Origin of the sequence: Bacteroides gallinarum DSM 18171 = JCM 13658 (genome assembly GCF_000374365.1) — a bacterium.
GTDB lineage: Bacteria > Bacteroidota > Bacteroidia > Bacteroidales > Bacteroidaceae > Bacteroides > Bacteroides gallinarum.
The window spans coordinates 15,334-32,426 of sequence record NZ_KB894134.1; the positions used below are offsets into that span (position 1 = coordinate 15,334).

The 17,093-nt window shown below is 49.2% G+C and carries 14 protein-coding genes and 1 pseudogene; 6 read left to right on the plus strand and 9 right to left on the minus strand.

Annotated elements, in window-relative coordinates:
• Positions 1 to 65: 65 nt before the first annotated feature.
• Complete coding sequence (locus C233_RS0112150; RefSeq protein ID WP_018667861.1) at positions 66 to 350, minus strand: hypothetical protein; 285 nt, start codon at positions 348 to 350, stop codon at positions 66 to 68.
• 449 nt (positions 351 to 799) lie between these two features.
• Between C233_RS0112150 and C233_RS0112155 the strand changes: the two genes are divergently transcribed.
• On the plus strand, positions 800 to 1,168 hold the full coding sequence (locus C233_RS0112155) for a hypothetical protein (RefSeq protein ID WP_025068801.1): 369 nt from the start codon (positions 800 to 802) through the stop codon (positions 1,166 to 1,168).
• A 147-nt stretch (positions 1,169 to 1,315) separates the two neighbouring features.
• Here the strand turns inward: C233_RS0112155 and C233_RS0112160 are convergent, their stop codons facing one another.
• Both C233_RS0112160 and C233_RS0112165 read right to left on the minus strand, forming a co-directional pair.
• On the minus strand, positions 1,316 to 1,942 hold the full coding sequence (locus C233_RS0112160) for a DUF6563 family protein (RefSeq protein ID WP_025068800.1): 627 nt from the start codon (positions 1,940 to 1,942) through the stop codon (positions 1,316 to 1,318).
• Between the two features lie 137 nt (positions 1,943 to 2,079).
• Complete coding sequence (locus C233_RS0112165; protein WP_018667864.1) at positions 2,080 to 2,958, minus strand: helix-turn-helix domain-containing protein; 879 nt, start codon at positions 2,956 to 2,958, stop codon at positions 2,080 to 2,082.
• A gap of 200 nt (positions 2,959 to 3,158) precedes the next feature.
• Between C233_RS0112165 and C233_RS0112170 the strand changes: the two genes are divergently transcribed.
• The 5 genes from C233_RS0112170 to C233_RS0112195 all read left to right on the plus strand — a co-directional run bounded on the left by C233_RS0112170 (position 3,159) and on the right by C233_RS0112195 (position 12,605).
• Positions 3,159 to 4,277, plus strand: coding sequence for an efflux RND transporter periplasmic adaptor subunit (locus C233_RS0112170; RefSeq protein ID WP_018667865.1), 1,119 nt, complete (start codon positions 3,159 to 3,161; stop codon positions 4,275 to 4,277).
• Positions 4,278 to 4,280: 3 nt separating this feature from the next.
• Positions 4,281 to 7,421 carry an efflux RND transporter permease subunit gene (locus tag C233_RS0112175; protein WP_018667866.1) on the plus strand — a complete coding sequence of 1,047 codons (3,141 nt, stop codon included), beginning with the start codon at positions 4,281 to 4,283 and terminating at the stop codon, positions 7,419 to 7,421.
• Positions 7,418 to 8,788, plus strand: coding sequence for an efflux transporter outer membrane subunit (locus C233_RS0112180; RefSeq protein WP_018667867.1), 1,371 nt, complete (start codon positions 7,418 to 7,420; stop codon positions 8,786 to 8,788). The genes C233_RS0112175 and C233_RS0112180 overlap by 4 nt, the downstream gene beginning before the upstream one ends.
• Positions 8,785 to 10,020, plus strand: coding sequence for a multidrug effflux MFS transporter (locus tag C233_RS0112185; protein WP_018667868.1), 1,236 nt, complete (start codon positions 8,785 to 8,787; stop codon positions 10,018 to 10,020). Before C233_RS0112180 ends, C233_RS0112185 begins: the two co-directional genes overlap by 4 nt.
• 731 nt (positions 10,021 to 10,751) lie before the next feature.
• Complete coding sequence (locus C233_RS0112195) at positions 10,752 to 12,605, plus strand: MutS family DNA mismatch repair protein (protein ID WP_018667870.1); 1,854 nt, start codon at positions 10,752 to 10,754, stop codon at positions 12,603 to 12,605.
• 41 nt (positions 12,606 to 12,646) lie between these two features.
• Here C233_RS0112195 and C233_RS0112200 read toward each other — a convergent pair whose 3' ends face one another.
• The 6 genes and pseudogenes from C233_RS0112200 to rpsK form a co-directional block, all read right to left on the minus strand.
• On the minus strand, positions 12,647 to 13,186 hold the full coding sequence (locus C233_RS0112200) for a hypothetical protein (RefSeq protein WP_018667871.1): 540 nt from the start codon (positions 13,184 to 13,186) through the stop codon (positions 12,647 to 12,649).
• Between the two features lie 113 nt (positions 13,187 to 13,299).
• Positions 13,300 to 13,641, minus strand: a pseudogene (locus tag C233_RS23665) (hypothetical protein); the annotation flags it as partial.
• 822 nt (positions 13,642 to 14,463) lie between these two features.
• The gene (rplQ, locus tag C233_RS0112215) at positions 14,464 to 14,967 is read right to left on the minus strand and encodes a 50S ribosomal protein L17 (protein WP_025068797.1); all 504 of its coding nucleotides are present in this window, start codon (positions 14,965 to 14,967) and stop codon (positions 14,464 to 14,466) included.
• A gap of 3 nt (positions 14,968 to 14,970) precedes the next feature.
• Positions 14,971 to 15,963 carry a DNA-directed RNA polymerase subunit alpha gene (locus tag C233_RS0112220; RefSeq protein WP_025068796.1) on the minus strand — a complete coding sequence of 331 codons (993 nt, stop codon included), beginning with the start codon at positions 15,961 to 15,963 and terminating at the stop codon, positions 14,971 to 14,973.
• Between the two features lie 11 nt (positions 15,964 to 15,974).
• Positions 15,975 to 16,580, minus strand: a complete 606-nt coding sequence (rpsD, locus tag C233_RS0112225; RefSeq protein ID WP_018667875.1) for a 30S ribosomal protein S4 — start codon at positions 16,578 to 16,580, stop codon at positions 15,975 to 15,977.
• A 115-nt stretch (positions 16,581 to 16,695) separates the two neighbouring features.
• Positions 16,696 to 17,085, minus strand: coding sequence for a 30S ribosomal protein S11 (gene rpsK / locus C233_RS0112230; RefSeq protein ID WP_005656474.1), 390 nt, complete (start codon positions 17,083 to 17,085; stop codon positions 16,696 to 16,698).
• Between the last annotated feature and the right edge of the window lie 8 nt (positions 17,086 to 17,093).

The window sequence follows — 17,093 nt, forward strand, 5'->3', positions numbered from 1 at the left end:
TTCTCGATTACGGATTTTCATTTTAGTAACATCATTGCGATAATCCGGTATAACCCCGTACAAGATTAATCTTTCCGCTTCTTTTTCCAAAAAATCTTCTCGAAAACGATAGAGAGCGCCAAAGCGATAAGAGCAGCCCACCACCAATCCAAGTATTGCCCCAGCAGAAAAAAAGGACAGGCACAATAAGCGCCACCCACCCAAAGCTCAACCTTCGGATGCTCATAAAAGTACTGACGTACTCTTTTATTGAAGATTCCGACAACAAGCAGCAATACGAGCAATGCCGAAACAGTCCACAGGAATACTATCCCGCCGGCCCCTATCACCAAATCCATATTTCCCGTCATAAGCCTATATATTCAGAATTAATTTTCCGGTAAAGGCAGAATACGCCCCTTGAAACTGAAATTCCCTGCCATGTAAACTTTACTTGCCTGCACAGCCCCCCTTTAACCAGAATATTCTTCATGGCATAAAATTGAAGGGCTAATAACATCGTTTACAATATAAGAATAAACCCCGACACTCACAATAGAATACCGGGATTTCTTCCTCAAAGCGGCACTATCTTTCATAAAAAACCTATTATCGACATATTATCAGTAATATAATAGGTAGTATGGTACTATATAGTAGAAGCATAACATAAAACTTAACCGTCATACCCCGAAACGGCTAACTCCTTTCGCAGAAAATGTCATCACCAAAATCTCCGTTCTTTTTCACTTTATCTGCTACCGGCAGTAAGAAAACAAAAATATATCATTATTTTCGTAAAACAATCGACAAAGAACCTATGGAAACAAAATCATATAATTCATTCAGATTTTTTCGGGCATACTTCAATATTCCCCAAAGAATCAAGCTCGAATGGTGCATTATCAAAGAATGCCCAAGGAAAGAAAGGGCAGAGATACGCTTAGGCATAGCCCTGAACGAAAGACTGTACATCGATGTTGCAAACCGCCGTTTTTTCACTTGCCTGGATGCACCCTATCTGCAACGCAGCATTTATCCTGCCGACCGGATAAATGAAAAAGACCGTTATCGCTACCAATCGCGCGAGAACGGTATTTGTCTAACCTTGCCTAAAACTTTCATAGAGGATATTTATCGTTCATCTTGGTTCGATTCTGCTTTCATGCAGAGAGAACGGCTATACTGACAAAAGGCAACTCCAACAGTCTAAAGAGAAACTTTAGCCGTCTAAAGGGCAGCTTCAGCTCCCTAAAGAGCCACTTCAGCAAACTAAAGAGTTACTCTTCTTCATCGGCTTACCCTGGCTCGGGCTGATTCGGTGGAACAAGCCGGTTCAAGACCTTAGTTGCCTCAGATACTTTCCGATGACCTCCGCCGACTCGCTCGTTTCTTTTTCAAAAGCCTCTTTCAGTTCCGGATAGTCCGCCAGTAACTCCAGCATCTTATCCCTGCCCACAAACTCCGAGCGCCCCGTTTCCGGGTTCAGTTCATAATACACACGCGCAAAGACCAGTCCCGAAGCATTAATGGCATCCCCCACTTCACCACCCAGCTTCGCTGCATCGGGCGGAGTTGCAGTGCTCGCAGCAGCCTGCCCAACAGGTTGCGCGCAGAAGTAAATCTTTCCCTTCACCCACATGGCAGGTGCATACCAACCGCCGAAACGGTAACGTTTGTAACGCATCTTCTTGCAGTTGACGTAGAGCGATGTATCTATCTGTACGGCATAACAGCGGGATTTCAAATAACGGCACAGCCCGGGGTTATCTTCAGCCTCTATACGGTAATCCGCCCCGCCCATCAGATAAATCTGGTTCTTGGAACGCTTCTCCACTTTCAATATAGTAACCGTATCCCCGCGGTCTTCCACCAATTCTTTCAAGTTGGAATACATTATCTGCTGCGCCGGGCACGGCAAAGCCAATAATGCCAATATCCCTAACACCCAACTTCTTTTCATATCGCTATCCTTTCTTTTTGGAACTTTGCTTTCTTGAGCTAAAGGTACATTTTTTATCATTATCCGACAAATAAAAGGAGAAAATAATAAAACCGGAAGGTAGGTATTCCCCTAAAAACGCACCGGCGGATTACATTTCATTTACCGTTGCTCCTTCTTCTGTATGCCATTGGAGGAATGCCCTTGTGCTTCTTGAAGAACTTGCAGAATGCCGCCTGGTCCGAAAAGCGCAGCTCCTCCGCAATTTGCGATACCGGAATGCTGTCATCCTCGAGCATAACCATAGCCTGGTGAATCAGCTCGTTGCAAATGACCGTATGCGGCGTTTTACCCGTCATCTCCTTAACAACGCGCGTAAGGTGCTTTGCCGAGATACACAGGGACTCCGCATAAAACTCGATAGCATGCTCCTCCATGAAATGCCTGGACACAAGCTTCATAAAATTCAACGTGATGAAATCCCTCTTACTTATATAAGGTAAAGCGTCGTCGATGTTCTCCTCGTGGATAAACATGATATTTCCCAGCTCAAGGCTGAAACTCCTGAAATAAGTTTCCAGAAGCTCCTGCCGGTAATAATGCTTCGGATTGCCGAGAGTCTCTTTCAGCAGAAGCAGTTGCCTTTCAAGTACATCGCTTTCCTCCTGCGCAAGGTTCCATACGGGAAGGTACAGCCGTTCCAGCAAATGGTTCAGAGGGCCGGGACGGAGATTTTTCAGGGACTCGCTGGCAAACTCGAACGTAGTGAACAAGCACCACGCCCGCACCTCCGGAGCAATCCTGCTTATCCGGAACGTAACGGTATCCATGGCATCGAGCAGGGAGGGACCTTTCATTTCGTACGGTTTCCCGTTCAGCTCCAGTTCCAGCGTACCGGTACATACGAGCATCTGAAAACGGCTTTTCTCAATAATATTCCCTTCCAGCTTGCCAAACCGGTCGGGGGAGACAAGCAAAATCGAGCCGTCTCTATAAAAATCAGGAGGGAACAAAAGGGATAATTCTTTCTGTGTCATTTCAAATCCGTCGGTTTACATGCCGGTACAAAAGTATGGAAAAATGTCCCGGCCGAACAATTTCATGCGTCAAATAGACATACAATTTGCTAATGTTCTTTAATGCGGGGCAATCGGAACAAATCTCTGCACCATTTGTACAAATAAGACCGGCAATACCTCGTTTACTTTGCGGCGTAAAATAACAAAATTAACTAAAAATGAAGGTAAGAAGTCTTTTTGTATCGAGTTTATGCTGCATATCCCTGCTGTCCGGTTGCCGGCAGGATGCAAAGTTGCAGAATGAAGGAGAAAGTTATCCCCTTATGACACTGAAACCGGAAGACCGGCAACTCTCCGTCAAGTACTCCGCAGTGATAGAGGGAAAGCAGGATGTGGAAATACGTCCGCAAGTTTCAGGAACAATCACACAAGTATGTGTGGAAGAAGGAGCCCATGTCCGCAAAGGACAAGTGCTGTTCATCATAGACCAGATACCCTACAAAGCCGCCGTACAAAAGGCGGAAGCTGCCGTGGCAACGGCAGAAGCCAACGAAGCGATTGCCAGGCAGACGTTGGAAGGCAAGCAGTCCTTGTTTAAAGACAAGGTAATCTCGGAGTTCGAACTGCGCACCGCCCGCAACAACTACAAAAGCGCCCAGGCCGCCCTGTTGCAGGCACAAGCCGAAATGACGGACGCACGGAACAACCTCTCCTACACAGAAGTGAAAAGCCCCGTAGACGGATATGCCGGCATGACGCCCTACCGTATCGGAGCCCTGGTTAGCCCGTCCATGACAGATGCCCTTATCGACGTCTCGGACAATTCCGAAATGTATGTCTACTTCTCCCTGACGGAGAAACAAGTACTCTCGCTGACAGCCCGGTACGGCTCGCTGGACAAGGCACTGCAATCCTTCCCGGAAGTATCGCTGGAGCTGAACGACGGCACGGTGTACGAACAGAAAGGGAAAGTAGACGTTATCAGCGGTATTATCGACAAAACAACCGGAACGGTAAGCATGCGCGCCGTATTCGAAAACAAGGACAAACGCCTGATGAGCGGCGGGCAGGCCAACATCGTCATCCCCTACGACCGCCCGCACTGCATCGTCATCCCCCAGGAAGCCACTTATGAAATCCAGAACCGCATCTTCGCCTACAAAGTGGTAGACGGCAAGGCAACCTCCACCCCTATCAAAGTATTCGAAATCAACGACGGGGCAGAATACATCGTAGAAGAAGGATTGCAGGAAGGCGACGTAATCGTGTCCGAGGGTGCCGGCCTGCTGAAAGACGGCACAACCATATCCGCCGAAACAGAAAAACAGGAGGAATAGCGTATGAAACTGCAAAGATTTATAGACAGACCCATTCTTTCAATCGTTATCTCGGTCGTTATCCTGGTAGCCGGATTAATCGGGCTATACGCATTGTCCGTAGAGCAATATCCGGACATCGCCCCTCCTACTATCCGCGTTTCGACCACTTACAGCGGAGCCAATGCGGAAGCCGTGCAGAAAAGCGTTATCGTGCCGCTGGAAGAAGCTATCAACGGAGTAGAGAACATGACCTACATGACATCCACCGCCAGCAACACCGGCAGCGCCGAAATCACGGTTTACTTCAAGCAAGGCAGCGACCCGGACATGGCGGCGGTAAACGTCCAGAACAAAGTATCGACTGCCACCTCCCTGCTGCCGGCGGAAGTAACCAAAGTAGGCGTTACCACCATGAAGCGCCAGAGCAGCATGCTGAAGATTTTCGGCCTTTACAGTCCGAACGGTACATACGACGAAACGTTCCTCACCAACTACCTGACTATCAACGTAAAGCCACAGATACAACGCATCTCCGGCGTGGGTGAGGTTAACGTCATGGGAGGAGATTATGCGATGCGTATCTGGCTGAAACCGGATGTAATGGCACAATACGAACTGGAACCGGGCGATGTGGAGGCGGCATTGTCGAGCCAGAACATAGAAGCCTCCACCGGCTCTATCGGCGAAGATTCCGAGAACGTGTACCAATACACCCTGAAATACCGCGGGCGCCTGGAAACGGAACAGGAATTCGAGGAAATCGTTATCAAAGCTTATAGCGACGGCCGTGTCCTGAAACTGAAAGATATCGCCACCGTAGAGTTGGGAGCGCAAAGCTACTCCTACACCGGTACGGTAAACGGCGCTCCGGGAAGCACCTGCATGATTAACCAGACGGCCGGAACGAACGCCAACGAAATCATCACGAACATAGACGCATACCTGGACGAGCTGAAGGAAAACCTGCCGGAAGATATGGAAATCGTGGAGCTGATGAGCACCAAGAACTTCCTCGACGCCTCTATCGACGAGGTTATCAAGACACTGTTCGAGGCTATCGTACTGGTAATACTGGTGGTGTACGTATTCCTCCAGAACCCGCGCTCCACGCTGATTCCCACTATCAGCATCTTCGTATCCCTGATAGGCACGTTCGCCGCCCTCTACCTCGCAGGGTTCAGCATCAACCTGCTAACGCTTTTCGCCCTGGTACTCGCTATCGGCACGATAGTAGACGATGCCATTATCGTGGTCGAAGCAGTACAGACCCGCTTCGACGAGGGCTACCGTTCGCCCTACAAAGCATCCGTCGATGCCACGAACGGCATTTCATCAGCCATTGTCACATCCACGCTGGTCTTTATGGCGGTGTTCGTACCCGTATCCTTCATGGGCGGTACATCGGGCATCTTCTATACCCAGTTCGGCGTTACAATGGCGGTAGCCGTAGGCATATCGGCAGTTAACGCACTGACCCTCTCGCCCGCCTTGTGCGCCCTGATACTGCGTCCCAACGAGCTGTTGGTGGAAGGAAAGAAGCCGGAATTCTCCACCCGTTTCCGCATGGCATTCGACTCGGCATTCAGGCGCATCGTGCTGAAATACAAGACAGGAGCCAAGTTCTTCATCAAGCGCAAATGGCTGGCATGGGCATCGCTGGGACTGGCTACCGTGCTGCTGTGCTACCTGATGACTACTACCAAGACCGGCCTCGTGCCCTCGGAGGACACCGGCTCCATATTCGTCAGCCTAGATGCCCCCGCCGGAAGCACGTTAGCGGAGACGGCAAGCATCATGGACAAAGTGGAGAAAGAGCTGAAAGAGATTCCGCAAATAGACAACTTCAACAAGGTAGCCGGGTTCGGCATGAGCTCCGGCAGCGGTTCCTCGCACGGCATGTTCATCATCAAGCTGAAACATTGGGACGAACGGCAGGAAAAGGAAAGCAGCGTAGACGCCATTTCCGAGGAAATCTACCGGCGCACGGCACACATCAAGGATGCCAGCATCTTCGTTTTCTCGCCGCCCATGATTTCGGGATACGGCACGGGAAACAGTTTCGAGCTTTACATCCAAGACCGCGGCGGCAGGGGTGTCGAAGCCTTGAGCAAAGTAACCGGCGACTTTCTTGCAGAGCTGAACAAACGCCCGGAAATACAAATGGCCTATACATCGTTCAGCGCCGACTTCCCGCAGTACCGCGTGGATGTGGACGAGGCGCAATGCCAGCGCGCCGGCACTACCACCGATGAAGTGCTCAACGTGCTGTCCGGGTATTTCGGGAGCATCTACGCCTCCAACTTCAACCGCTTCACAAAGCTCTACCGCGTCATCATCCAGGCGCCGTCGGACAGCCGCAAAAGCATGCAGTCGCTGGACAATATCTTCGTGAAAACCAGCGGGGGAATGGCGCCAGTCAGCCAGTTCGTGAAGCTGACCAAGACCTACGGTGCGGAATCGCTGACACGCTTCAATATGTTCTCCTCTATCAACGTGCAGGGTATGCCTGCCGACGGTTACAGCTCGGGAGACGTCATCGCCGCCGTAACGGAAGTCGCCGCACAGACCCTCCCTACCGGCTACGGCTACGAATACTCCGGCATGACACGTGAAGAAGAGCAAATGGCGGGCTCGCACGACACCGTCATCATCTACGGCGTCTGCATCCTGTTCATCTACCTGATACTCTGCGCACTCTACGAGAGCGTGTTTATCCCCATGGCGGTTATCCTCTCCGTACCTTTCGGCCTAATGGGAAGCTTCCTTTTCGCCCGTATGTGGGGTATCGAGAACAATATCTACCTGCAAACAGGACTCATCATGCTGATAGGGCTGCTCTCGAAAACCGCTATCCTGATGACGGAATATGCAACCGAGCGCCGCCAAGCAGGTATGTCGCTAACGCAGGCCGCCATGAGCGCAGCCGCCGTCCGCTTCCGCCCTATCCTGATGACGGCGCTCACCATGATTTTCGGTATGCTTCCGCTGATGTTCGCCTCCGGGGTAGGAGCCAACGGCAACCGCTCCCTGGGCGTAGGCACAGTGGGCGGGCTGATTATCGGAACCATAGCTTTATTATTTGTAACACCCGCTTTCTTCATCGTATTCCAGTACATCGAAGAACGGGTAATGGGTAAACGAAAACAAGACAGACAATTATGAGAAAGATAATATACTTGCTGATGTCCGCCATTGCCCTGTGCAGTTGCCACATCTACACCGATTACCGGCGCCCCGCCGGACTGCCGGCAGACAGCCTTTACCGGGAAACGGGCGGCAACCGCACGGACGACTCCCTGACACTGGGCGACCTTCCCTGGCAGGAGATATTCCGGGACACCTTGCTACAAGAGCTCATCCGCTACGGGCTGGAGCACAATACCGACATGCAGACAGCCCTGCTGCGCGTAGACCAGGCAAAAGCGCAACTGAAAGCCGCCCGCCTGTCGTTCCTGCCGTCGCTCACCCTGTCTCCGCAGGGCGCGTTAACCGGTACGGACGGAAGCAAAACGGTAAAGACCTACGAGCTGCCCGTGCAGGCAAGCTGGGAGATAGACCTTTTCGGCAATCTGCGCAACGCCAAGAAAGGCGTCCAAAGCACCTTATTGCAGCAGAAAGCCTACCAGCAAGCCGTGCGCTCGGAGCTGATAGCGACCATTGCCAACGATTACTACTCGCTCCTGATGCTGGATGAGCAACTGGAAATCAGCCGGGCTACTCTGGAAGTATGGAGCGAGCAGATACGGACTATCGAATCGAAATTCAAGGTGGGTGAGGAAACGGAGAATGCCGTAACCCAGGCGCGTGCCAGCCTGTACGAGCTGGAAGCCTCGCACAACGACCTACTGCGGCAACAGCGCGAAGCGGAGAATGCGCTCTGCACCCTGCTGGGAATGACCTCGCGTACTATTCCCCGCGGCTCGCTGGCAGCGCAATACCTGCCGGAAAAGATAAATGCCGGCGTTCCCCTGCGGCTGCTGTCCAGGCGTCCGGACGTGGTGCAAGCTGAAATGGCACTTGCCAATGCCTATTATACAACGAACCAGGCGCGTTCCGCCTTCTACCCTAACCTTACGCTGGCCGGAAGCGCCGGCTGGACGAACTCCCTGGGGCAGGCGGTAACCAATCCCGGCGGCTGGATACTTTCGGCTGTCGCATCTCTGACGCAACCCATTTTCAACAGAGGGAAGCTCATATCCAACCTGCGCGTATCCAAAGACGACGAACAGATAGCGCTGCTCAACTACAAACAAGCCTTGCTGGATGCCGGGCAGGAGGTGAACGATGCCTTGTATGCCACGGAGTCGGTGCAGAGGAGCCTCGACAGCCACCAGCAACAGTGCAGGGAGCTGGAACGTACCGTACAGACTTCGGAAGCTCTGTACCGCACGGGCAATGCCACTTACCTGGAACTGCTCACGGCACGGCAGTCGCTACTGAACGCCCGGCTGAACGTGGTTTCTGACCGGTTTGCCCGCTGCCAGGCTGTTATCAACTTATATAATGCGTTGGGAGGAGGGTGCGAATGAAAACACTGGAACTGAAAGCAAGCTCTTATAGAATATTCCTATTGGTTTTCCTGGGGTTGCTCACGGCATTCGGCCCGTTTGCCACCGACATATACCTGCCGGCACTGCCGTCTATGGCAGAGCAGTTCGGCACTACCGCCTCAATGGTGCAGTTCAGCTTGACTTCCTGCATGGTCGGTCTGGCTGTGGGGCAGTTGCTATTCGGCCCCATGAGCGACCGGTATGGCAGAAAGCCGGTGCTGCTGTGGACTCTGTTGTTGTTTATCCTTTCCACCCTGCTCTGTCTGTTCTCCGCCGGCATCTGCCAGTTCGTCGTATTCCGCCTGTTCCAGGGGATTGCTGCGGCCGGCAGCATTGTCATCGCCCGTTCCGTATCGACGGATATGTTTTCCGGGCGGGAGCTTGCCGGAATCCTTGCCATTGTAGGCTCGATTAACGGTATAGCCCCGGTGCTGGCTCCCGTAATAGGAGGAAGCATGACCGAGGCGGGCGGCTGGGAAGGTATCTTCGCCGTCCTGTTGTTCATCGGCATGCTGTTGTCGGCAGCCAGCCTGTTCTTTCGTGAATCCTTACCCGTGGAAAGACGTGTTCCGTCCAGTCTCTTACGTTTACCGTCATACTTCATACCTTTATTGAGGAACCGTCCTTACACGGGTTATATGTTGCAGCTTGGGTTCGCCCAGGCTGCACTTTTCGCCAATATCGCGTCCGCACCGTTCATCATGCAGCAGCATTACGGCTTCACCCCGTTCCAGTTCAGCATGTGTTTCGGCATGAACGCGCTCGCCGTAGTGGTGTCGGCAGCCCTTGCCGCCAAGTTCAGGCGCATAGAGAACGGGACGTTGCTGGGAAGCGCCGGTCTGCTCGTTTTCTCGGTATGCGAGGCGGTGGCATTGTTTGCCGGTTGCGGCTTTCTTCTCTACGAGGGCTTTATGCTCGGCATCCTTTTCTCGCTGGGGCTTTGCTTCACCTCTTCCACGACGCTTGCCATGGACAAGGGAAGGGAGTCGTCCGGAAGCGCTTCCGCCTTGTTGGGAGCCGTTTCATTTGCGTTCGGAGGAGCCGTTTCGCCGCTGGTAGGTATCGGAAATACGCTGCAAGCCACGGGAATCGTGTTCGTGGTGTGCGCCGTATGCTCTCTCGCCTGTGTGTACATGGCGGGGGAAGGCGGTTTCCGCCGCAAGAGCCGCCGGCTCGTAAAGGCAGACCAATCAAGCGAAAGCCTCGACTGATATTATAGGAAAGGGGGATATTTATAGTTCCACCCTATCGGAACAAAGTGTTTCCATAGGGTGGAACAGTTTGTTTTACCTTAATGAAACAGTTTGTTCTCCCTTAACAAAACAGATTGTTTTTCCCTAGCGAAACAGTTTGTTTTCTCTTAACTAAACAGTTTGTTTTCCCTTAACTAAACAGTTTGTTTTTCCTTAGCGAAACAGTTTGTTCTTCCTTAGCGAAACAGTTTGTTTTTCCTTAACGAAACAGTTTGTTTTTCCTTAGCGAAACAGTTTGTTTTCCCTTAACTAAACAGTTTGTTTTCCCTTAACTAAACAGTTTGTTTTTCCCTAACGAAACAGTTTGTTTTTCCCTTAACAAAACAGTTTGTTCTCCCTTAGCAAAACAGTTTGTTCTCCCTTAGCAAAACAGTTTGTTCTCCCTTAGCAAAACAGTTTGTTCTCCCTTAGCAAAACAGTTTGTTCTCCCTTAGCGAAACAGTTTGTTCTCCGCGGTGAAACAGTTTGTTCTGCTCGTCGGAACAGTTTGTTTAACCCGGTAAAACAGTTTGTTTCGATGCACGGAACTGAAAGTTCCTAAGGGGAAACGGGTATTTGGTTATCTTTTTTGTTATCTTTGCAACAAAAGCGAAGATAAGCTGCACCTCGGCATAAAAAATGAACAAGTTCATTTTATTCCGCTCTCGGTTTGCATTATCTTTGCCCCCGACATAAAAACGTGGAGACAAATGGAGAATATCGAGCACATAAGCCAGACCTACCGGGATATTGCGGACGGGGCGCAGCAAGAGTTGAATAAAGTACAGAAACAGATTTACCGCATCGGCACGTTGCGGCTGGCGCTGTTCGTTGCCGGGGTAGCGGGAATTATTTATTTCTATACGGAAGGCTGGGCGGTACTGGCAGGAATTGCATTCGTTACCCTTCTGCCGTTCATTCTCCTGATAAAGTATCATAACCGTTTGTTCTACCGTAAGGATTACCTGGAAAAAAAGATAGAAATCAACCGGCAGGAACTGGCGGCGTTGGATTATGATTTTTCCTGCTTCGACGGCGGGGAGGAATTTACCGACCCGGCGCATCTGTATGCTTACGACTTGGATGTATTCGGCGCCCGCTCCTTATTCCAATATATCAACCGGACTTGTACCGAGCCGGGAAAGCGCCTGCTGGCCAGCTGGTTGGGGAAGCATCTCGAAAAGAAGGAGGATATACTGGAACGCCAGGAGGCTGTACGCTGCCTGGCGCCCGAACTGCACTTCCGTCAGCGCTTCCGCATCCTCGGCTTGTTGCACAAGGGAAAGGCGGCCGATGAAGCGGAACTGAAAGCGTGGGCGGCAAGCCCTTCCGTATTCCGTTGCAACCGGTTGCTGCGTGCTTTGCCGGCAATCATCACGGGTGTCAATATCTTATGCCTGCTCTCGGTTGCGGCAGGTTACTTGTCCGCGACTGCCTGGGGAGTACTATGGACGTGTTTCGTAACTGCCGGCTTTGCCTTTACCGGAAAGATTAGCAAGATACAAACCGTATATGGAAAGAAGCTGCAAATTCTGGGTACATATGCCGGTATGCTCGAGCTTATGGAAGCCCAGCCCATGCAATGCGGCTTACTGGAGGGTATCAAGAAAGAAATCGGCGGCGAGCACCGGAAGGCTTCTCTTTCTATCAGCCGGCTGAGTAAGCTGATGAATGAGCTCGACCAGCGTAATAATGTGTTTATGTATATAATCCTCAACGGTTTGTTCTTCTGGGAACTGCGGCAAATCATGCGTATCGAAGCATGGAAGGAGCAGTATGCCGGCGAACTGCCTCGCTGGCTCAACGCTCTCGGGCAAATGGATGCTCTCAACTCATTGGCAACCTTTGCTTATAATCATCCCGGATATGCTTATCCGGTTTTGCTCGATAAGGCGGATATGCTTTCCGGTATGGAGAATACCGGCGGCGGCTCCCGTTTCGTGCTCCGCGCAAAGGCGTTAGGGCATCCGCTGATGCACCGCGACCGTTGTGTCCGCAACGATATCGACATGCAGAAGCGTCCTTTCTTCATCATTATCACCGGCGCCAACATGGCGGGGAAAAGTACGTACCTGCGCACGATAGGCGTCAATTACCTGCTTGCCTGTACCGGTATGCCTGTCTGTGCGGACGAAATGGAAATATATCCGGCACGTCTCATCACCAGCCTGCGTACCAGCGACTCCCTGAGCGACAACGAGTCTTATTTCTTTGCCGAGCTCAAGCGTCTGAAGCTTATCATCGACAAGTTGCAAGCGGGCGAGGAGTTGTTCATCATCCTCGACGAGATTTTGAAGGGTACGAATTCCATGGACAAGCAGAAGGGGTCTTTCTCGCTTATCAAGCAGTTTATGGCTTTGCAGGCAAACGGTATCATCGCCACTCATGACTTATTACTGGGCACGCTTATCGACCTCTTTCCCGAAAATATCCGTAACTTCCGTTTCGAGGCGGATATTACCGGCGACGAGCTGACGTTTTCTTACCGCCTCCGCCCGGGGGTGGCGCAGAATATGAATGCTTGCTTCCTGATGAAGAAAATGGGGATTGCCGTTACCGACTAATCCCCTCTGAAAAGCTAAATTGATTGTATGTTTACGTAGGCTTATACTGCCTTGCATTTAGACAGGAAGGCCGAGACTGCCGCAGCCTGGCTGCCGGTAAAATAGTGTACGGAGGTTACTGGCGTATAGGTATAGGGCACGAACTGGAACAGTTGCAATGCGGCAAACTGATTGTCTTGCGAAATCAGGATGTCCATACGTACGTTACCGCTCGATTCGCTCTTTATCCCGGCTTCGCCGCCCAGCTTACCGTTTTCAATCATTTCGGTCAGCGTACCGATATGTTTCAAATCGAAGAACAGGCTGCGTTCTTTCGCCACGCTTCCCGTAGGAAGGTAGACTATTTCCCGCGATTTCCAGAACAAACGGAACACGCCCAGTAAAGCCAACGCCGTACCCAGCACCATTAGGAACATGCTGAGCGTGGAGGATTTGTCGTTCATCTCAAAGACAGAGAAAAACACAAGAATGCCTGCCGCCAGCATCACTGCCGAGATTATGAGTCCGGAAACACTGGTGCGTTTTGCTATATCGGGATGTGAAGACGCAAAAAGTGTTGCGCCGATAGTTTGAGTTGCCATAATATATATCGTTTTATGAATTAATAAAGTGTGAAATAGTGCATAGCGTATCTCCTCGTATATAAACGCACAGGTTCATATGCAAGGGAATAAGTCAGGAAAACGACAGGACACTAAATCAGAATTCGCCTTAGTGTGAAAATGTAGTACTCACACGCAGGCCGGCAACGACAGTAAGCGGTAACGTCGAAAAGTTTTTCTTTATGCAGGGACAGAACCGCTTCGCGCTGGGCAAGCTTTGCCACCCAGTCTTTTAATGAAAAGATATATTCAGTAATGTAAGAGCGTTGGACACGGGACATTACCAACGACTGTATGTGTCCGGTATTACTTGTCAGCTCTGCAACCGGCAGATAGGGCAATCGGGGGGAAGTGAAGCATGCCTCGTCCTGATGATGAACGGCGGTAGTCTGAATATCCGCAGCATCTCCTGTGCTTACCGAATTGCTGACGGTTGTATCATCCGAGGCTGGATTGCTTGACGGCGGGGTGGTTGACGTTGCATTTGGGTTGGTTAATGCTGCATCGCTTAATACCAGGGTGGTTGATGTTGCATTGGTTAACGACGGAGTACTTAGCGCAGCATTACTTAATACCGGGGTATTCAATACTGCATTGCTTAACGACGGAACACTCAGCGCAACATCACTTAATACCGGGGTATTCAATGCTACATTGCTTAATGACGAAGTGCTCAGCGCAGCATTACTTAATACTGGGGTATTCAATGCTGCATTGCTTAATGACGAACCGCTCAGCACAGCATTACTTAATACCGGGGTATTCAATGCTACATTGCTTAATGACGGAGTGCCCAGCACAGCATTACTTAATACCGGGGTATTCAATGCTGCATTGCTTAACGACGGAGTGCTCAGCACAGCATTACTTAATACCGGGGTATTCAATGCTACATTGCCTAATGACGGAGTGCTCAGCACAGCATTACTTAATACTGGGGTATTCAATGCTGCATTGCTTAATGACGAACTGCTCAGCGCAGCATTGCTTAACGTCATATCGCTTAACGCTGTGTTGCGCGATGCCGCATTACCTAACGCTGCACCATCCGGCGTTTGCCACAAGAACAACGCAAGTACCAGAAATCCTATAAGTTTTAGATATTTCCCCATAACTGTCTGCAAATATAACGGTTTATCCCATTGATTTGTTTTATACATACATCTTTTAATGTTTGTTCATGTAAATAAAAACATAAACAAAAAAGCCGCCCCAATCGCTGGGACGGCTTCCTATATATAAAAAGAATAGTTGAATTATTCAGCTTTTGCTTCTTCAGCAGCAGGAGTTTCGGCAACCGGTGCTGTTTCAGCAGCGGGAGCAGCTTCAGTAGTGGCAGCAGCCTTCTTTGAACGGCGGGTACGGGTAGCTTTCTTAGCAACTTTTTCCTTAGCCATGTTCTCGTTGTAGTCAACGAGTTCGATGAAACACATTTCTGCGTTGTCACCCAAACGGTTACCGGTCTTGATGATACGGGTATAACCGCCCGGACGGTCTGCAATCTTCACAGAGATTTCCTTGAACAACTCGGTTACAGCATACTTGTCTTGCAGATTGCTAAATACAACACGACGAGAGTTAGTCGTATCGTCTTTAGCTTTTGTAATCAAAGGCTCAACGAATTTCTTCAAAGCTTTAGCCTTTGCAACGGTCGTAGTGATTCTTTTGTGCTTAATCAAAGAACACGCCATATTAGCCAACATAGCGTTTCTATGAGAGGCAGTACGACCCAAATGGTTGAATTTCTTATTATGTCTCATTTTTTATTCTTTATCTAATTTATATTTAGAAATATCAGTTCCAAACGACAGATTCAGACTTTCCAGCAAATCATCAAGCTCGGTAAGCGATTTCTTTCCGAAATTTCTGAATTTCAGCAAATCCGTCTTGTTGAACTGTACCAAGTCGCCCAAAGTCTCTACATCGGCGGCCTTCAAACAGTTGAGGGCACGAACCGAGAGATCCATATCGACAAGCTTGGTCTTCAGCAACTGACGCATGTGCAATACTTCTTCATCAAACTCTTCATTGCCGTCTACATCGTTGCTTTCCAACGTAATCTTCTCGTCGGAGAAGAGCATGAAGTGATAAATCAGTATTTTTGCAGCTTCTTTCAGAGCTTCTTTCGGGTGAATGGAACCATCCGTAGTAATTTCAAGCACCAGTTTCTCGTAGTCTGTCTTCTGCTCAACACGGAAGTTCTCTACCTGGTACTTAACATTACGTATCGGAGTATAAATAGAATCGATAGGAATTACGTTCACGTCGGTGCAATATTCGCGGTTTTCGTCAGCAGGAACATAACCACGACCTTTGTTGATCGTAATATCTATCTGCATAGTTGATTTTGAATCTAAATGACAAATAACTAATTCAGGATTTAACACTTCAAATCCAGTCAAATACTTACCTATGTCACCTGCTTTAAATTCACTTGAGTTCTCGACCGTGATGCTTACTTTCTCGCTCTCGAATTCTTCAACTACTTGCTTGAACCTCACTTGTTTCAGATTCAAGATAATGTTAGTAACATCCTCTTTTACTCCCGGAACACTGGAAAATTCATGCTCAACACCTTCTATCTTGATAGTGGTGATAGCAAAACCTTCCAATGAAGAAAGCAGGATGCGGCGCAGTGCATTACCCACGGTAATACCGAAACCGGGCTCCAACGGACGAAATTCGAACTTTCCGAATTTAGAGTCCGCTTCCAACATTAATACTTTATCAGGTTTTTGAAATGCTAATATCGCCATGAAATTAATTATTATTTAGAATACAATTCTACAATCAAATGCTCTTTAATGTTTTCAGGAATGTCTGCTCTTTCAGGTACGTGCAACAACTTACCTACTTTAGCATTGTCATCCCATTCCAACCAAGGATATTTGCTGTGGTTAAAGCCTGCCAATGAGTTAGCGATAACTTCCAAAGATTTGGATTTTTCACGAACGCCAATTACCTGACCCGGTTTTACTGCATATGAAGGTATATTCACTACCTCGCCGTCTACAGTAATATGCTTGTGACTAACCAACTGACGGGCAGCGGCACGAGTCGGAGCAATACCCAGACGGAATACTACATTGTCGAGGCGGCCTTCCAGTAATTGGAGAAGTACCTCACCCGTAATACCTTTAGCTGTAGCTGCTTTCTCAAACAGATTGCGGAATTGTTTTTCCAAAACTCCATAGGTGTATTTGGCTTTCTGTTTCTCACGAAGTTGAACACCATATTCAGAAGTTTTTCTCTTTCTTGAATTACCGTGCTGTCCGGGAGGATAGTTCTTCTTTGACAATACTTTATCTGCTCCAAAGATACCTTCACCGAATTTACGGGCTATTCTTGATTTTGGTCCAGTATATCTAGCCATTTCTTTTTAAATATTTAATTGTTATTCATGAACTTAATTTGTTGCAGCCGCGATTGCAGAGAAGAATTTACAATCCAATAACAATATCAAGTTTCATTTTTATTAAAGGTAAATCTTAAACTCTACGTCTTTTCGGAGGACGACAACCATTATGTGGAAGCGGAGTCACATCGATAATTTCAGTGACTTCGATACCTGCACCGTGGATAGTTCTAATAGCAGACTCACGTCCGTTACCTGGACCTTTCACATATGCTTTTACCTTTCTCAAGCCAAGGTCGTATGCTACCTTAGCGCAGTCTTGAGCAGCCATTTGCGCTGCATAAGGAGTGTTCTTCTTAGAACCTCTAAATCCCATCTTTCCGGCAGAAGACCAAGAAATAATCTGACCTTCACTATTAGCCAGAGAAACAATAATGTTGTTGAAAGATGAATGAACATGCAACTGTCCATTAGCATCTACCTTTACATTTCTCTTTTTTGCTGCAACTGTTTTTTTTGCCATATCAACAA

Excerpts from the sequence above, each read along its gene's own strand:
- C233_RS0112155 (WP_025068801.1), top strand. The coding sequence starts at position 800 with ATGGAAACAAAATCATATAATTCATTCAGATTTTTTCGGGCATACTTC.
- C233_RS0112175 (WP_018667866.1), top strand. The coding sequence starts at position 4,281 with ATGAAACTGCAAAGATTTATAGACAGACCCATTCTTTCAATCGTTATC.
- C233_RS0112165 (WP_018667864.1), bottom strand. The coding sequence starts at position 2,958 with ATGACACAGAAAGAATTATCCCTTTTGTTCCCTCCTGATTTTTATAGA.
- C233_RS0112180 (WP_018667867.1), top strand. The coding sequence starts at position 7,418 with ATGAGAAAGATAATATACTTGCTGATGTCCGCCATTGCCCTGTGCAGT.
- C233_RS0112170 (WP_018667865.1), top strand. The coding sequence starts at position 3,159 with ATGAAGGTAAGAAGTCTTTTTGTATCGAGTTTATGCTGCATATCCCTG.
- rplQ (WP_025068797.1), bottom strand. The coding sequence starts at position 14,967 with ATGAGACATAATAAGAAATTCAACCATTTGGGTCGTACTGCCTCTCAT.
- C233_RS0112185 (WP_018667868.1), top strand. The coding sequence starts at position 8,785 with ATGAAAACACTGGAACTGAAAGCAAGCTCTTATAGAATATTCCTATTG.
- rpsK (WP_005656474.1), bottom strand. The coding sequence starts at position 17,085 with ATGGCAAAAAAAACAGTTGCAGCAAAAAAGAGAAATGTAAAGGTAGAT.
- C233_RS0112195 (WP_018667870.1), top strand. The coding sequence starts at position 10,752 with ATGGAGAATATCGAGCACATAAGCCAGACCTACCGGGATATTGCGGAC.
- rpsD (WP_018667875.1), bottom strand. The coding sequence starts at position 16,580 with ATGGCTAGATATACTGGACCAAAATCAAGAATAGCCCGTAAATTCGGT.
- C233_RS0112160 (WP_025068800.1), bottom strand. The coding sequence starts at position 1,942 with ATGAAAAGAAGTTGGGTGTTAGGGATATTGGCATTATTGGCTTTGCCG.
- C233_RS0112150 (WP_018667861.1), bottom strand. The coding sequence starts at position 350 with ATGACGGGAAATATGGATTTGGTGATAGGGGCCGGCGGGATAGTATTC.
- C233_RS0112220 (WP_025068796.1), bottom strand. The coding sequence starts at position 15,963 with ATGGCGATATTAGCATTTCAAAAACCTGATAAAGTATTAATGTTGGAA.
- C233_RS0112200 (WP_018667871.1), bottom strand. The coding sequence starts at position 13,186 with ATGGCAACTCAAACTATCGGCGCAACACTTTTTGCGTCTTCACATCCC.